Origin of the sequence: Wolbachia endosymbiont (group A) of Bibio marci, assembly GCF_947251645.1 — a bacterium.
Lineage (GTDB): Bacteria > Pseudomonadota > Alphaproteobacteria > Rickettsiales > Anaplasmataceae > Wolbachia.
Genome location: NZ_OX366364.1, coordinates 351,396 through 365,502, shown reverse-complemented (window position 1 = coordinate 365,502; position 14,107 = coordinate 351,396). Strand labels below are relative to the sequence as shown.

At 35.1% G+C, this 14,107-nt stretch carries 14 protein-coding genes and 3 pseudogenes; 9 read left to right on the top strand and 8 right to left on the bottom strand.

The features are described 5' to 3' along the window. Positions 1-5: 5 nt before the first annotated feature. The 4 genes and pseudogenes from dapA (at position 6) to OPR48_RS02030 (ending at position 3,646) form a co-directional block, all read left to right on the top strand. Complete coding sequence (dapA, locus tag OPR48_RS02055; protein ID WP_265026364.1) at positions 6-950, top strand: 4-hydroxy-tetrahydrodipicolinate synthase; 945 nt, start codon at positions 6-8, stop codon at positions 948-950. 57 nt (positions 951-1,007) lie between these two features. After that, a pseudogene (locus OPR48_RS07475) lies at positions 1,008-2,104 on the top strand (IS3 family transposase). A 330-nt stretch (positions 2,105-2,434) separates the two neighbouring features. Then, a complete protein-coding gene (locus OPR48_RS02035; protein ID WP_265026363.1) occupies positions 2,435-3,031 on the top strand; it encodes a riboflavin synthase in 597 nt (198 codons plus the stop codon). 57 nt (positions 3,032-3,088) lie between these two features. After that, positions 3,089-3,646, top strand: coding sequence for a CvpA family protein (locus tag OPR48_RS02030; protein ID WP_265026362.1), 558 nt, complete (start codon positions 3,089-3,091; stop codon positions 3,644-3,646). 414 nt (positions 3,647-4,060) lie between these two features. Here OPR48_RS02030 and OPR48_RS02025 read toward each other — a convergent pair. Beyond that, positions 4,061-4,547: pseudogene (locus OPR48_RS02025) on the bottom strand (transposase); the annotation flags it as partial. A gap of 547 nt (positions 4,548-5,094) precedes the next feature. On the opposite strand from OPR48_RS02025, the gene lepB reads away from it, so the two are divergent. Next, positions 5,095-5,841 (top strand): signal peptidase I, encoded by a 747-nt coding sequence (gene lepB / locus OPR48_RS02020; protein WP_320109927.1) that lies wholly within the window; start codon positions 5,095-5,097, stop codon positions 5,839-5,841. Positions 5,842-5,848: 7 nt separating this feature from the next. Here the strand turns inward: lepB and hscA are convergent, their stop codons facing one another. The 4 genes from hscA to iscU are packed head-to-tail and all read right to left on the bottom strand — an operon-like array spanning position 5,849 to position 8,844. Continuing rightward, positions 5,849-7,606, bottom strand: a complete 1,758-nt coding sequence (gene hscA / locus OPR48_RS02015; protein ID WP_265026360.1) for a Fe-S protein assembly chaperone HscA — start codon at positions 7,604-7,606, stop codon at positions 5,849-5,851. Further along, positions 7,584-8,042 carry an iron-sulfur cluster co-chaperone HscB C-terminal domain-containing protein gene (locus tag OPR48_RS02010; protein WP_320109934.1) on the bottom strand — a complete coding sequence of 153 codons (459 nt, stop codon included), beginning with the start codon at positions 8,040-8,042 and terminating at the stop codon, positions 7,584-7,586. Before OPR48_RS02010 ends, hscA begins: the two co-directional genes overlap by 23 nt. Beyond that, on the bottom strand, positions 8,035-8,448 hold the full coding sequence (locus tag OPR48_RS02005) for a HesB/IscA family protein (protein WP_265026358.1): 414 nt from the start codon (positions 8,446-8,448) through the stop codon (positions 8,035-8,037). The genes OPR48_RS02010 and OPR48_RS02005 overlap by 8 nt, the downstream gene beginning before the upstream one ends. A gap of 12 nt (positions 8,449-8,460) precedes the next feature. Beyond that, complete coding sequence (gene iscU / locus OPR48_RS02000) at positions 8,461-8,844, bottom strand: Fe-S cluster assembly scaffold IscU (protein ID WP_151808025.1); 384 nt, start codon at positions 8,842-8,844, stop codon at positions 8,461-8,463. A 190-nt stretch (positions 8,845-9,034) separates the two neighbouring features. On the opposite strand from iscU, the gene ftsY reads away from it, so the two are divergent. Further along, positions 9,035-9,946, top strand: coding sequence for a signal recognition particle-docking protein FtsY (gene ftsY / locus OPR48_RS01995; RefSeq protein WP_265026357.1), 912 nt, complete (start codon positions 9,035-9,037; stop codon positions 9,944-9,946). On the opposite strand, the gene radA is transcribed toward ftsY, so the two are convergent. From radA to OPR48_RS01975, 3 genes and pseudogenes are all read right to left on the bottom strand, one after another. Beyond that, the gene (gene radA, locus OPR48_RS01990; RefSeq protein ID WP_265026356.1) at positions 9,933-11,276 is read right to left on the bottom strand and encodes a DNA repair protein RadA; all 1,344 of its coding nucleotides are present in this window, start codon (positions 11,274-11,276) and stop codon (positions 9,933-9,935) included. The two genes, ftsY and radA, sit on opposite strands and share 14 nt — an antisense overlap. A 125-nt stretch (positions 11,277-11,401) precedes the next feature. Then, the gene (locus OPR48_RS01985) at positions 11,402-11,536 is read right to left on the bottom strand and encodes a hypothetical protein (protein ID WP_265026355.1); all 135 of its coding nucleotides are present in this window, start codon (positions 11,534-11,536) and stop codon (positions 11,402-11,404) included. A gap of 113 nt (positions 11,537-11,649) precedes the next feature. After that, positions 11,650-11,972: pseudogene (locus OPR48_RS01975) on the bottom strand (IS110 family transposase); the annotation flags it as partial. A 257-nt stretch (positions 11,973-12,229) separates the two neighbouring features. On the opposite strand from OPR48_RS01975, the gene rsfS reads away from it, so the two are divergent. The 3 genes from rsfS to tyrS are packed head-to-tail and all read left to right on the top strand — an operon-like array spanning position 12,230 to position 14,051. After that, the gene (rsfS, locus tag OPR48_RS01970) at positions 12,230-12,556 is read left to right on the top strand and encodes a ribosome silencing factor (RefSeq protein WP_265026353.1); all 327 of its coding nucleotides are present in this window, start codon (positions 12,230-12,232) and stop codon (positions 12,554-12,556) included. Next, positions 12,547-12,780 carry a hypothetical protein gene (locus tag OPR48_RS01965; RefSeq protein WP_265026352.1) on the top strand — a complete coding sequence of 78 codons (234 nt, stop codon included), beginning with the start codon at positions 12,547-12,549 and terminating at the stop codon, positions 12,778-12,780. The genes rsfS and OPR48_RS01965 overlap by 10 nt, the downstream gene beginning before the upstream one ends. Positions 12,781-12,800: 20 nt before the next feature. Next, on the top strand, positions 12,801-14,051 hold the full coding sequence (tyrS, locus tag OPR48_RS01960; protein ID WP_265026351.1) for a tyrosine--tRNA ligase: 1,251 nt from the start codon (positions 12,801-12,803) through the stop codon (positions 14,049-14,051). Positions 14,052-14,107 lie beyond the last annotated feature (56 nt).

Sequence of the window (14,107 nt, the reverse complement as noted above, 5' to 3'; positions counted from 1 at the left end):
TTAAATTGAAATCTACATTTTTATGGACTGCTTGTGTTACTCCATTTAATTGCAATGGGGATAGCATAGATTATAGCAGTTTGCAGCGTTTACTGACAATGCAAGTTAAAGCTGAAAATGGTGTAGTGTTGCTGGGTAGCACCGGTGAAAGCCTATCGCTCACTGATTCTGAAAAGCATACATTAGTTGAATTTGTATGTAAGCTAAAATTAAATACGAAAATTATAATTGGTGTACCAGGAGTGAATCTATATCAGACTCTTGAATGGCTTGATTTTTGCAAGGGTATGCCTATTCACGGCTATCTAATGACAACTCCCATTTATGCAAAGCCCGGAATTATGGGGCAGACTTTATGGTTTGAAAAGCTGCTTGAGAAAGCACATGTGCCGGCTATGTTTTACAATATTCCATCGAGAGCAGGAGTGAGTCTTCACGCTGAAACTGTACGCAACTTATCCAGCCACGAAAAATTTTGGGCTATCAAAGATTCAAGTGGCACCGTTGATACTTTAGCTCAGTATAAGAAAGTTGCTCCAAATATTGAGGTCTTTTGCGGAGATGATAATATGATATCCGATATGGCCGCTTATGGTGCAGCTGGTCTGGTTTCCGTTGCTTCCAATGTTTGGCCACATGTAGCACATGAATATGTTAAGCAATGCCTACTGTCATTCCAGCACGTAACTAGAAAAAAAACAACTCCTCAAATGACAGGAAATGACATAAAAAGTTCAACAGATATCTGGCAACAAGCTTGCAAAGCTCTATTTATTGCCAGCAACCCAATACCCACTAAAGCACTTTTGCATGATATTGGTCTTATAGAACATCAAACTGTCCGCCTACCACTCAGCACAGAAGACTTGCCTTCTGTTGAGATATTAAGGCAAGCCAATAAAATGATTCTTGGATGGAAAGAACTGACTGACCTTACCCAGAAAAAGTAGAGAGAAAGTTAAGACGTTTTTGGAGTAAAATAAAACGTTTTTTCAAAGAGGTGTAATATGACAAATAGAAGAGAATATACAGCAGAATTTAAATTGGAAGCTGTTAAGCTGGTTAAAGAAACAGGTCAAACAAGTACAAAAATAGCAAAAGATCTAGGTATAGATGGCAGTATGTTAAGTAAATGGGTAAGAAAATATGATGGAAAAATGTCTGGAGCATACGCATTTCCAGGCAAAGGAAAACTAGCTCCTTATGACAAAGAAAGATTTGATCTAAAAAAAGAGTTAGCAAGAGTAAGAAGAGAAAGAGACATTTTAAAAAAAGCCCTGGGATATTTTGCCAAAGAAAAAGAGTAAAATATTCTTTTATAAAAGAGCATAGAAATTGCTATAAAATACAGGAACTATGCAGGGTTTTGTGCTGGTGGTTATTATAAATGGATTGCTAAAGAAAAAAGCAATAAAGAATTAGCAAGGGAAGGACTTCTAGCAGAGATTCAAAAAAAGCATCTAAATGCAGATATGGAGCCCCTAAAATCCATAAAAGCTTTAGGCAAAAATTATAACATCAAAACAGTGCAAAATGTTATGCAGGAAAATGACATTATAGCCAAACTTAGACGAAGATTTAAAACTAAAAAACAACCAAATAATATGGTTATTGCTCCTAATATATTAGATCAAAATTTTATCACTGAGCAACCAAATAAAGTATGGGATTACTTATATAAAAACCAAGGAAGGTTGTTGGCAGCAATAATTCTCACGCATGGTAGTTAATGAGTCATACAATGACAAAACAATTAATTGTGGATTCTTTGCTTATGGCTGTTAACAAACGCAAACCCCCTGAAAACCTACTGTTACATAGCGATCAAGGGTCACAGTATACCTCTCAAAATTACCAATTTCTATTGAATACAAAAAACATCATTTCCAGCATGAGCCATAAGGGCTGTTGTTACGATAATTCTGTTGCAGAAAGCTTCTTCAGTTCACTCAAAAGGGAGCTGCTTATTGATACTTCTCAACATTCTGCTCAACAAACTAGAACTGCCATATTTGAATACATAGAAATCTTTTATAACAAACAACGTAGACATTCTACTATTAACTATTACATTCCTGCACAATTTGATGCATCATTCTCATGACAAAATCGTCTTAACTTTCTCTCTACTTTTTCTGGGTAAGGTCAGGCCAGTTTTTTGACAACTTTCCTTTACATGCCGGTGCTTCTAGTCTGCATTTTTCTTGAGCTCTCATTTGCGTAACGACGTTGACAAAGTGTAACCAAGGTGTTTCTTTTATAACATATTTTTAACTTACAACCGCCGCGGTATCTCTTAGCCGCTAACAAGTAGCGGAATGACGAATTTGTCGTTTTTTAAATCGTCGGTAAACCAGAATTACTTTAGCTATAACAAAATAGAAATAAGTTGTTGTAAAAAATTTTTCATGGTAAAATTATTTATTTTCACCACATGTTTAAAGGAATTATCACGGATATCGGGACTATAACTGATACTACCACTCACTCCAACTCTGATCAAATTTTCCATATCAAAACACAAAACTTACCCTCTATAAATAAAGGAGACTCAATAGCTTGCTCTGGTGTGTGTTTAACTGTTGTTGATATAATGAGCGATACATTTACAGTCCAAACGTCTCAAGAAACTATGAAGGTTTCTAACTTAAATACGTGGAAGATAGGCAAAAAAATAAATCTCGAACAAGCAATGAGATTAAGTGATAAGATCGATGGCCACCTAGTTCAGGGTCATGTTGACGGGATAGTAAAAATTTTAACAATTGAGCGAAATTTAGATTCTCATGAAATCAAGCTATCATGCCCACAAGAATTAATTAAATTTGTTGCAAAAAAAGGCTCTGTTACACTAGATGGGGTTTCTCTCACAGTGAACTCAGTTATTAATCAGGAATTTACAGTAAATATCACTCCCTATACATGGGAAAATACAACTTTTCAGTACAACAAAGTAAATGATTATCTGAATTTAGAAATTGACATGATCGCTAGGTATTTAGATCAACTGATGCAGCATAAATACAATTAATTTTACAACCTCGTTATTTATAACTATTATATCTTGAAAACCATATAGATATAAAATATGCTTTTCGATAGTCTAATTATCTTCATTGTTGTTCTATGTGTAATAATCTCGATAACTAGAGGCTTTATAAAAGAGCTATGCGCACTAATGTTTCTATTTTTATCAGTTTTTCTGACAGCTAATCACTATGATTTTTTCACTCTAAATTATAGTAAATATTTTGATTCTAAAGTTACGTTAAACATACTCTCTACAATTTCTGTATTTATTATACTTAATCTTATATTGATGATAATAAATAACTGGCTAATGTACATATTATCGCCCATAAGGTTGGGGTTTATCGATAGAGTTACTGGAATCTTTCTCGGAGTGCTTAAAGGAATATTGCTCTCTTATATATTATTTTTTGCTGTGCACTTATATTGCTACACAGTATATGACAAAAAAGAGGAACATTCTGAAATAAAAGCAGAAGACATATTGCCTAATTGGATAATAAATTCACACTCTTATCAGACTTTATTTGTGACAGCAGAAGAAGTAATTGACATGTATGTACCAGAGTCGTTGATACTAAAAATAAAAGAGATCGGTGGAGAAATGGTTGATTAAGAAAAACCTAAAAACAATAAAAAAGAAGAGTAAATATTTATTTATAAATATGTTCATTGGGAGTATTCAAAAAGCCATATGTGTCAGGTTAAGAGCAAATATTCAAAATTGTAAGTCAAAAATATGGTTGAATAACTGTGTGTATAATTATTAATCTTTTCTAAGCATTTTAGCAATGGCTCTTTCTAAATTTCTCGACCCTAAGAATGATGGTGTGCTGCAGTAACAAACAAAGTAATGTTTGTTTTATTGAAGATGAAGGAAGGTCCTTCGAAATCGGTTTTCAGGAGCAGCCACCTTAAGTGGCTCTATTCAAGAGATAGGGTCATAAGTGTTAAGGAAAAATCAGCATATAAGCTGGAAGGTGTGGATCAGAAAGACGAACGTGAGTGAACCACTGATGAACGTGTCGAAAAGGGAAGTGAACATCGAAAGGGGGAGTGAGTCGTTCTCCTCTGCCAACGTTTGCTCCCAAGCTGCAAGACGAGCACTACAAATTAGCAAAGTACACAAATCAACGAACAAATTGCTAGCGGTGCTTGTTGTTCCATTTGGTTCAAACTCGGATACGATTTCTTCAGAGTTGAATACCAGAACCATCTGCTGCAATAAACCTATAGCCTCTCCAGCTCAGGCTCATCTTGATAGGCTGTTTGGATGCTTAAATTCTTTAAAACCTGTATTTATATCTTGCTTTAGAAAAAGCTTGCTTTGAGGGTGGAACTTAATGAGCTCACATTCTATTCCTAAACTTTTCTTAATTAACTTTAAAATCATAGAAAATACTGTCGTAAAAGGAAGTTTTCTTGTTCGTGTAAAACTCAACACAATGGATTCTCTGAAAAGCTTTCGAGTATATTATATTTTTAATTTGTAGAATAAGATTTTTTCCTTTTTGCATGTTTCACCTAAAAAGGACATATTTTAGACTTCTTTGTTGAAATAAAACAGAAACAAAAGTGCTGTTTATTGCAGCTTTTGGGTAATTTAATGGTAAAAAATTTAGAGAGAAGTTTTATACACAATCACTGATATTTTCCCTTAAGTTGACGCCATTGGCTGAACAGTTGCTACTTGTTAGCGAGATCTATGCTAAGAGATACCGTGGCGGTATGACGTAGAGCTCGCGTTAGCTATACTTTTATACTCGCCAAATCAGTTTGCTTGCTTACAAGCAAACTAGCATAAAAAGTGGTTGTTAAAAAACAACGTTTTCGATGAGATTGCAGGAAGGCTGGATTCTAGTGTCAGCTACTTTCATCTGCCTACCTGCAAATTGCAATGTTCGTACAGTTATGTGTCACGCTACTTGGATGACACCGTTGAAAGAAATGAACCGCCTTTTCAAAATTGTTTTGAATAGAGGAATAACATTCACAAGTAAAATTTCATATTACCATTTTTTAATTTATGTATTATAATAAGCTTAATTTATAAGAAAAACAAAGTTGGAAGGACTAAGCAAAAACTGGGTGATAAGAACGGGAAGATTTTTATCTTCATTGTTTTTTTTACTACTAATTGCGCTATCAATACGTAGTTTTTTATTCGAGCCATTTCATATACCTTCTGGTTCAATGAAAAGCACCCTACTTGAAGGGGATTACATTTTTACTAGTAAATACTCATATGGTTACAGTAAACACTCCTTTCCATTTTCTCCAAACATTTTTAGCGGCAGGATTTTTTACACCCCTCCAAAGCGTGGCGACATAGTAGTTTTCAAACCCACAAAAAACGACAGTATCCGATTTGTTAAGCGGGTAATAGGAACACCGGGCGACAAAGTGCAAATGATAGAGGGAGAATTATACCTAAATGATCAGAAAGTAGAGCGAAGGCAAATTGAAAGTTTTTTTGATTATGAGTCAAATCGTAACATACCAAGATATATAGAAACGCTTTTAAGTGGCAAGGAGCATGAGATTTTGATAGATAACATTTCTAATAAGCTATCATATAACACTCCGGTTTATTATGTACCTAACGATCAATTTTTTGTTATGGGAGACAATAGAAATAATTCTTTAGATAGTAGGTTTCCTGAAGTTGGTTTTGTACCAATGGAAAATATCATTGGGCGTGTAAGCATAGTTGGTTTATCGTTTAAATTGGGAAAGATCGATTGGTTACCATTTAATTTCAGGTTACCTGTTGCTCTGAGATTAAATAGGGTATTGCACAAGGTTGTGTAAGCTTTTTCTACCTATTTGTTAATTCACACAACTCTAAAGAGGAATTTTCTAACTCGGCGATAGCGTTGTTAATTTCATTCAAGTCATTGCCTTGTAAAGCGTCTTTTGCGTTTTGTAATAGGTTTTTCAACTTTTGATCAGTGGAAAAGTTATTATTGTTTTCAACCAAGTGTATGAGTTTATTTCCATTAATTTTAGCGCCTGCAAGGGAACGAGCCTTCATATCTTCATCAAAGCTGTTTATTGACTGGTCAACCATATTTTGAATATCAGCTTCACTCAAGCCAAAACTTGAATTTACTTCAACTGTCTGCTCAATTCCAGTAGCTTTTTCTCTTGCAGTAACAGTCAAGATTCCGTCAACGTTAACTGTGAATTCTATTTCAATTCTTGCAGAACCTGCAGGCAGTGGCGGTATACCTTTTAGTTCAAACTGCGCTAGAGATTTGTTATCCTCTATCATTTCACGTTCTCCCTGACAAACGTGAATTTTCATTGCTGTTTGCCCATCAACATAAGTTGTAAACTCTTTTGTTTCTGAAACTGGTAGTGGCGTATTTCTTGGTATGATTTTTTCAACTATGCCTCCCATAGTTTCTATGCCAAGTGATAAAGGTAGAACATCCAGGAGAATATTCCTATCTTTTGAGCTCGAAGTTAAATCGTGAGCCTGCAGGGCTGCCCCAATGGCAACTGCTTTATCTGGATCCACGTCATTCAGTACTTTATTTCCAAAGAGTTTGACTAGTGAATTTTGAACCAATGGTGTTCTAGTTGCACCACCAACTAAAATTACTCCTTTTATATCATCAATTTTAAGATCTATATCACTTATAGTACGAGTGACTATATTGATAGTCCTATTAACTAAAGGACTTATTGCCGGCTCGAATTCTTCTCTAGTAATTTCGCATTTAAATGACTTGCCGTTAACATTAAATTCGAAGATACCCATAGTGTGATTGCTTAGGTACTCTTTCACAGAGCGTGATTCGATAAGTAAGGAATTTAGTTGCTTAGGGGTTTCTCCAGTCTTTTCTCTATACTTATTAAGCACAATTGAACTCAGAAGATGATCAAAATCATCACCGCCGAGTTTGGTGTCACCACCAACCGCAAGAACTTGAAACACTCTTTGATGCAATTTCAATATCGAAATATCAAATGTTCCACCACCAAGGTCATAAACTGCATATATTCCACTGTTATTGTTCTTTTCAATAGAGTAAGAAAGCGCTGCAGCGGTTGGCTCGTTAACGAGGCGAAGAACTTCTATTCCAGCTAATTTTGCTGCATATTTAGTTGCGTTACGTGCTGAATCGTCAAAGTAAGCTGGCACAGTAATCACTGCTTTTTTTACTTCCAGCCCCTTAGACTTTTTTACCCTCTCACATAAAGCTTTTAATATCTCAGCAGAAATCTCAACAGGAGTAAGATACTTTTCCTCTGCGCATTTTACTCTAATAACTTTTTCACTTTCGTTATCTATTTCAAAATTGAGGCCTTCTTTATTTAATTCTTCAACACTTTTACCCATTAAACGCTTTATTGAGTAGATTGCATTTCGACCGACGTTACAGCCAGTTTTCAATGTATTATCTTCATATGAAATAACAGAAGGCAGTAGCTCTCTTCCTTGCTCATCTTTAAATATTTCTGCATTGCCAGCTTTATTTACCATGGCAATTAAAGAATTGGTAGTACCAAGATCTATACCAAAAACTACTTCACTTGAATTTGGTTCAGAAATTTGAATTGGTTGCATTCTTTTTCACCTCCTCAAATGACTTATATAAATATTTCAATCTTAAGACTTGTGTAGCAGCTCCATCAAAATTCTTTACAGCAAAAGTGTTAATTAGGTTTTTAATGCAACCTTTTATTTTTTCATCAACCATCCTACTTGCAAATTGCAGGTCGTTGCAGTCTAGTAAGTACTCTCTTACCTCCATTGATTCATTTAATATTTCAGAATTCAGATGATCCTTTTGATTTTTTACATTAAAAAGATTCAATAAATGCTCGGCACGTTCTAGTGGTGACTTTAGCACTTGATAAGCTTTGTTGATATTTTCCATATTTTTGGACTGCTTTTCATTTATATCAGTCTTGCTTAGCTCAATATATTTTTTCTCTAACTCATCAAAGCTGATATTGAAAGTTGGTTCAATTTTAAACAATGCAAAATAGCTGCTAGACATGAAAACTCCCTCCACAACCACATTTTCCTTTTTCATTGGGATTTTTGAAAACAAAACCAGATGAGAATTTTTCCTCTACATAATCCATTTCAGAACCAAGAATAAACATGACGGATTTTGGATCGATCAACACTTTAACTTTTTGGTCATCACTACAGGTTTCCTCAATTATCGACTCTAAAGGACGAGTATCATATGCATATTCAATATCATATTTTAAACCAGAACATCCTTTTTGTTTAATTAGCACTCTTATTCCTATTGCTTCTTCTGATTTCTCAAGGTTAGCATGCTTTTTTTGATCCAATAAATACCTTATCCTTTCTACTGCTTCCGCAGTTATAGTGATAAGTTTTTTATTCTTTTTTACAGTTTCACCTCCGCCTACTTCTTGATATTCACCCATGTTCGTAGCTTCTTAATTCTTTTGTTTACTTTGATAGTCATGAATAGCAGCCTTTATAGCATCTTCAGCAAGTACCGAACAGTGTATCTTCACTGGAGGTAAAGACAACTCTTCCACTATTTGAGTATTCTTTATCTGTGTAACGTCACTGATGGTTCTTCCCTTTATCATCTCTGTTAACAAGGAACTTGAAGCAATGGCAGAACCACAACCAAAAGTTTTAAATTTTGCATCTTCAATAACACCTTTGTCATTGACCTTTATCTGCAATTTCATTACATCACCGCACGATGGTGCACCAACTAAACCAGTACCAACACTTGGATCATTTTTATCCAGAGAGCCAACATTCCTTGGATTTTCGTAATGATCTAATATTTTCTCATTATAACTCATAAAATTACCTGTGAACCGCTATTCTACATTATAACATATTTAGGTTAAAAACTAAAGTGAAATACACTAGTTTTGTGTATATTTTACTTACAAAATATTACGAAAATGAGTATATTTACTTTACAAATTCACGTAGTGCATGTCATTCTCTATATTGTAATTAAGTTTGTAATTTAAAAGGAGTATTCTCTTGAGTTTATTTGGTAACCTTTATAAAGGCCTGTTAAAAACTTCTTCTCGCTTTAGCGACGGGGTGAAAAGTATTTTTTCTGGCAAAAAAAAATTAGATCAGTCGCTTTTAGACGAGCTAGAAGAATTGCTAATTAGCATGGATATTGGTCATAAAACTTCTAGACTGCTTATTGATAAGCTCGCAAGTATCAAATTCGAATCAGAAGTTGAGCATAACGTTATCACACAGCAGTTAATGAACGAAATAGAAGCTATATTAAACCCTGTCGTGCAACCGTTAATTTTAAACAGAAAACCACATATAATAATGGTATGTGGAGTAAATGGTAATGGTAAAACCACAACTATAGGTAAGCTCGCATATAAATATAAGGAGATGGGAAAGTCCGTTATGCTTGTTGCATGCGACACATTTAGAGCGGCTGCTAGTGAGCAATTAAATATTTGGGCAGAACGTTCTGATTGTTCTATTGTTACTGGAGAGTACGGTAGCGACTCTGCAAGTGTGGCATATAGAGCTGTGAGTCAAGCTATAAAAGATAACGTTGATGTTGTTCTAATTGACACAGCAGGCAGGCTACAAAATAATGTGAACCTTATGGAGGAGTTATCAAAAATATATAGAACGATAAAGAAATTGGATGACACTGCCCCTCATGACGTTATTTTAGTTCTTGATGCAACTACCGGCCAAAATGCTTATAGCCAATTAGAGGCATTTAGTAAGATGGTTAGTGTTACAGGGTTAATCATAACAAAGCTAGATGGCACTGCTAAGGGCGGAGTAGTAATTGGACTTGCAGAAGCTTATAAGGTAAAGTTACATGCTATAGGAATTGGTGAAAGTATAGAGGACTTAAAGGAGTTTACTAGTAAAGAATTTGCTGAAGCGTTATTTAATTGTAATTAAAGACTTCTCTTAATTCCCTTACGTGACCAAGCTTGATTATCTCAATATCATGAGAAGAATAATTGCCATTTTTAGGCATAATTGCTTTTTTGAATCCTAACTTTTGTGCTTCTTTCAGCCTCAAGTCAGCATGCGAGACATTCCTAATTTCTCCTGAAAGTGCAACTTCACCGCAGATTATTGAAGAAGTTGGCAGCGGTAAATTTACTACACTTGAAATAAGGGAAGCAGCAACAGCAAGATCAGCCGATGGTTCCTGTATTTTCAATCCTCCCGCGATGTTTAGGTACACTTCTTTATCATGCAAAAACATTTTGCAACGAGCATTTAGCACCGCGATGATCATAGCCAATCTATTAATATCCCACCCAACTACTGCCCTTCTTGGGGTTGCCATATTAGTCCCTGCTATCAACGCTTGAACTTCCATTAAAATTGGTCTTGAACCTTCAATTCCTGCAAATACGGCGCTGCCAACTACTTCTCTGTCATGGGCCATCAGAAACAATGATGATGGGTTATCAACAGGCACAAGTCCAGCTTCAGACATCTCAAAAACACCAATTTCATTTGCAGGGCCAAATCTATTTTTAATAGTACGCAAAATGCGGTATTGATTGCTATTTTCACCTTCAAAATATAATACCGTATCCACCATATGCTCCAAAGTTTTAGGTCCAGCTATTTGTCCATCCTTAGTTATATGACCAACTATTAAAAGAGAAACACCATATTGTTTCGCAAGAATAGTTAATTCATGAGCGCAAGTGCGAACCTGAGTTACAGTTCCTGGTGCTGATGTAATTCTGCTATCATACATTGTTTGTATAGAGTCAATTACTAGGAACTTAATACTTTTATTTTCCTTTATTGTTGCTACTACATCAGTTAAAGACACTGTAGATAAAAGCTTAATTTTAGGTTCATTTATCTTAAGACGCTTTGCTCTGAGACTCACTTGCTCTAAAGATTCCTCGCCAGATACATAAAGACATTCAAAAGAGGAAAGTTGCACAACATTAGCTGCAATTCTAAGCAAAAGGGTGGATTTTCCAATACCAGGTTCGCCACCAATTAAAATGCTAGCACCTTGAACGATACCTCCACCAAAAACTCTGTCTAATTCTTCTACTCCTGTTAGAAAACGACTTGGAATGATAATTTCGCTACCCGATAACGTCTTTATTAAAATTGGCGCAGATATACTTCTTTTGCTCGTTTTTACTGCTATTTCCTCAACAACTGTATCCCAATTGTCACATGCAATACACTTCCCTACCCACCTACCAGTGCTGTGACCACAGGATTGACATACATATACAGTTTTCATTAAAATCAAAATTATTTTGTTATAATTGTAATAAAAATTAGCTGAATAGGCGAAGTAAATCTAAACACTGAGTCTCACAAACGTTGTGGTGCGAAGATAATTGTCATAAGTTGTGCCATTTAAATTCATGCACAATAATTGCACGCACGCTTCCCTCCAGGATCTAAGTAGCCTCTTCTCCTGTCATCTAAGTAGCCCCTTCTCCTGTCATTCCAGTGCTTGACACTGGAATCTTGTTTCAATGTTAAACAAAATACCATAGAATTCAAGAAGACAATTCCTAGAAAATTTCTATATCCAAAAAAAGGCATAAGTCATGTTAATGCTGTTTGAATGAGCTGATATAAAGATAAGCCAAATTTTTACAAGGAAAAGCAATACAAAACCTAGCGATCATAGCAGCATCTGATCTATCTGTTTTATTTCTAAGTAGCTCACTTTTGCCAAAAGCTTTGATTTGGGCTGGCACTTACATTATGTCCCAGGTCATACATAAAATTTTTCACTATAACAACCTGTTGCTTCAAGACACAGATGAATAAGCTCTGCTCCATGATTATTGCACCAAGTCACAAGCTTTTCAAAACCATCTTGGTTATTATGAAAAACTTTATGTCGTTTTTTGCTGCCTACCAACAAACAAGCATCAAATTTTTGTTTAGCAATATCTATAACTAAAATAGCATTTGTTTGCATAAAACCGCCTCCAAGACTATAAACAAAATTGAGAGTTCTTGTAAATACGGGATATAATTTCAAAGATACTGTTCAGTCTTTTAACTCTATTGGAAGGAGAGCAAAATCTAATTTCGGCCTTATTGGCGTTAGTTCACATCCGGCTTCACCCTTCCCTGCAAGATATTTTAGCTCTAATACCTTACATCATAAAGATACAAGTTCATATTTAGAGATTTTGAGTGTATAATTATAAGCAAATTAAATAATTTAAGATGATGACTAATGTATCCAGTGATACAGAATCAATAAAAAGCATGATTGTAAGTATAATAGATCAAAATAAAGGTCACGATATAGTTACTTTCGATGTGCAGAATAGAACCATTATTGCAAAATATATGATTATTGCATCTGGTGATTCAAGTCGCCATGTGAAAGCGTTAGCTGAACACGTAATAAAAAGTCTCGAGCGACATGATAAAATAGATGTAGAAGGTATGGATGAAGGCAATTGGGTGGTCTTGAATTTTCAAGGCATAATGGTTCACATATTCAGGTCAGAAGTAAGGGAGTATTATAAAATAGAAGAACTGTGGAATTGATTGCCTGGGCCATTCAAGTACAACTGTATAAGTATCGCACCTTTAGGATAGCTCCCCAAGAAAAGGTGTCATCCCAGTGCTTGACACTGGGATCCAGAAAACTTAATTATAAACGAGCACACTATACAACGCTTTTGATGAAATTGCATGAAAAACTGGATTCCAGCGTCACGCGCTGGAATGACATCATCATCGATATCTTCAATGACAATGTTCACATATAAAATAACATACTAAAAAGATTATGAAACACAAGTCCGAGTTTTTAAATTTTATCCAAGAAAGAGGATACCTATACCAATGTACAAATATTGAAGGGTTAGATCAGCTATTATCCGAAAATAATCATATAGTCGCATACATTGGGTTTGATTGCACAGCACCAAGTCTTCATATTGGTCATCTAATGCATATTATGATGTTCCGCCACCTGCAAAAATTTGGTTATAAGCCGATAGTCTTACTTGGAGGCGGCACAACAAAAATTGGTGACCCATCCTTCAAAGATAAAGCAAGAAGCATCTTGCCCGTAGAGAACATCAATCAAAATACATCCAATATAAGGAGAATATTAGAGAAAATGGTGTCTTTTAATGACAGCAAGACTGGTGCAATGATAGTAAATAACGCAGATTGGTTGGATAACATAAAATACATAGATTTTTTGCGTGATATAGGAGCTTATTTTTCTGTAAATCGTATGCTAAGTTTTGATAGTGTGAAAACCAGGCTAGATAGAGAGCAAACCTTAAGCTTTCTGGAATTCAATTACATGCTATTGCAAGCTTACGACTTTACTGAATTAAACAAAAAATATGATTGTCGTCTGCAGATTGGAGGGTCAGACCAGTGGGGAAATATAGTAAACGGAATTGAGCTTGGAAAAAAGTTGAATTTACCTGAGCTGTTTGGCCTTACTACGCCTCTTTTATTAAATGCACAAGGAAAAAAAATGGGCAAAACTGAAAGTGGAGCAATATGGCTCGATGGCGATATGCTAAAACCTTACGACTACTGGCAATATTTTCGCAACGTTGATGATCAAGATGTTGGACGTTTTTTAAGATTGCTCACTGATGTGCCAATTGATGAGATTAGAAAACTAGAATCTTTAAAGGATCAAGAAATAAATGAAGCAAAAAAAGTTTTGGCAACAGAAGTGACAAAAATATGTCATGGTAATAAAGAAGCAGAACTTGCACGATCTGCTGCAGTTTCTGCTTTTGAAAATGAAGATAGCTCACTACTTCCTGATTACATCATAAAAAAAGAACAAGTTGCAAGCGGCACATCCTTAGTAGACCTGTTACACGATGCTGGTTTTGAATTGTCCAAAGGTGCTGCAAAGCGTTTAATACAGGGCAATGGGTGCAAAGTTAATGATAATATTATAACCGACGTTAACTACATAATAAATTCCGAGAGCTTCAAAGGTCGGTCATTTATAAAACTGTCTGCAGGAAAGAAACGCCATATAAAAGTCGTGGTGGGTTAATAAATTTTTATGGAAGAAAGGATATATTAGAAAATTGAGGGCTTTATATATGAAAT

What these genes read in the sequence shown, in the direction of transcription:
- OPR48_RS02035 (WP_265026363.1), top strand. Translation starts at nt 2,435, where the DNA reads ATGTTTAAAGGAATTATCACGGATATCGGGACTATAACTGATACTACC.
- OPR48_RS02030 (WP_265026362.1), top strand. Translation starts at nt 3,089, where the DNA reads ATGCTTTTCGATAGTCTAATTATCTTCATTGTTGTTCTATGTGTAATA.
- hscA (WP_265026360.1), bottom strand. Translation starts at nt 7,606, where the DNA reads ATGCAACCAATTCAAATTTCTGAACCAAATTCAAGTGAAGTAGTTTTT.
- OPR48_RS02010 (WP_320109934.1), bottom strand. Translation starts at nt 8,042, where the DNA reads ATGTCTAGCAGCTATTTTGCATTGTTTAAAATTGAACCAACTTTCAAT.
- OPR48_RS02005 (WP_265026358.1), bottom strand. Translation starts at nt 8,448, where the DNA reads ATGGGTGAATATCAAGAAGTAGGCGGAGGTGAAACTGTAAAAAAGAAT.
- iscU (WP_151808025.1), bottom strand. Translation starts at nt 8,844, where the DNA reads ATGAGTTATAATGAGAAAATATTAGATCATTACGAAAATCCAAGGAAT.
- radA (WP_265026356.1), bottom strand. Translation starts at nt 11,276, where the DNA reads ATGAAAACTGTATATGTATGTCAATCCTGTGGTCACAGCACTGGTAGG.
- OPR48_RS01985 (WP_265026355.1), bottom strand. Translation starts at nt 11,536, where the DNA reads ATGGTATTTTGTTTAACATTGAAACAAGATTCCAGTGTCAAGCACTGG.
- rsfS (WP_265026353.1), top strand. Translation starts at nt 12,230, where the DNA reads ATGACTAATGTATCCAGTGATACAGAATCAATAAAAAGCATGATTGTA.
- tyrS (WP_265026351.1), top strand. Translation starts at nt 12,801, where the DNA reads ATGAAACACAAGTCCGAGTTTTTAAATTTTATCCAAGAAAGAGGATAC.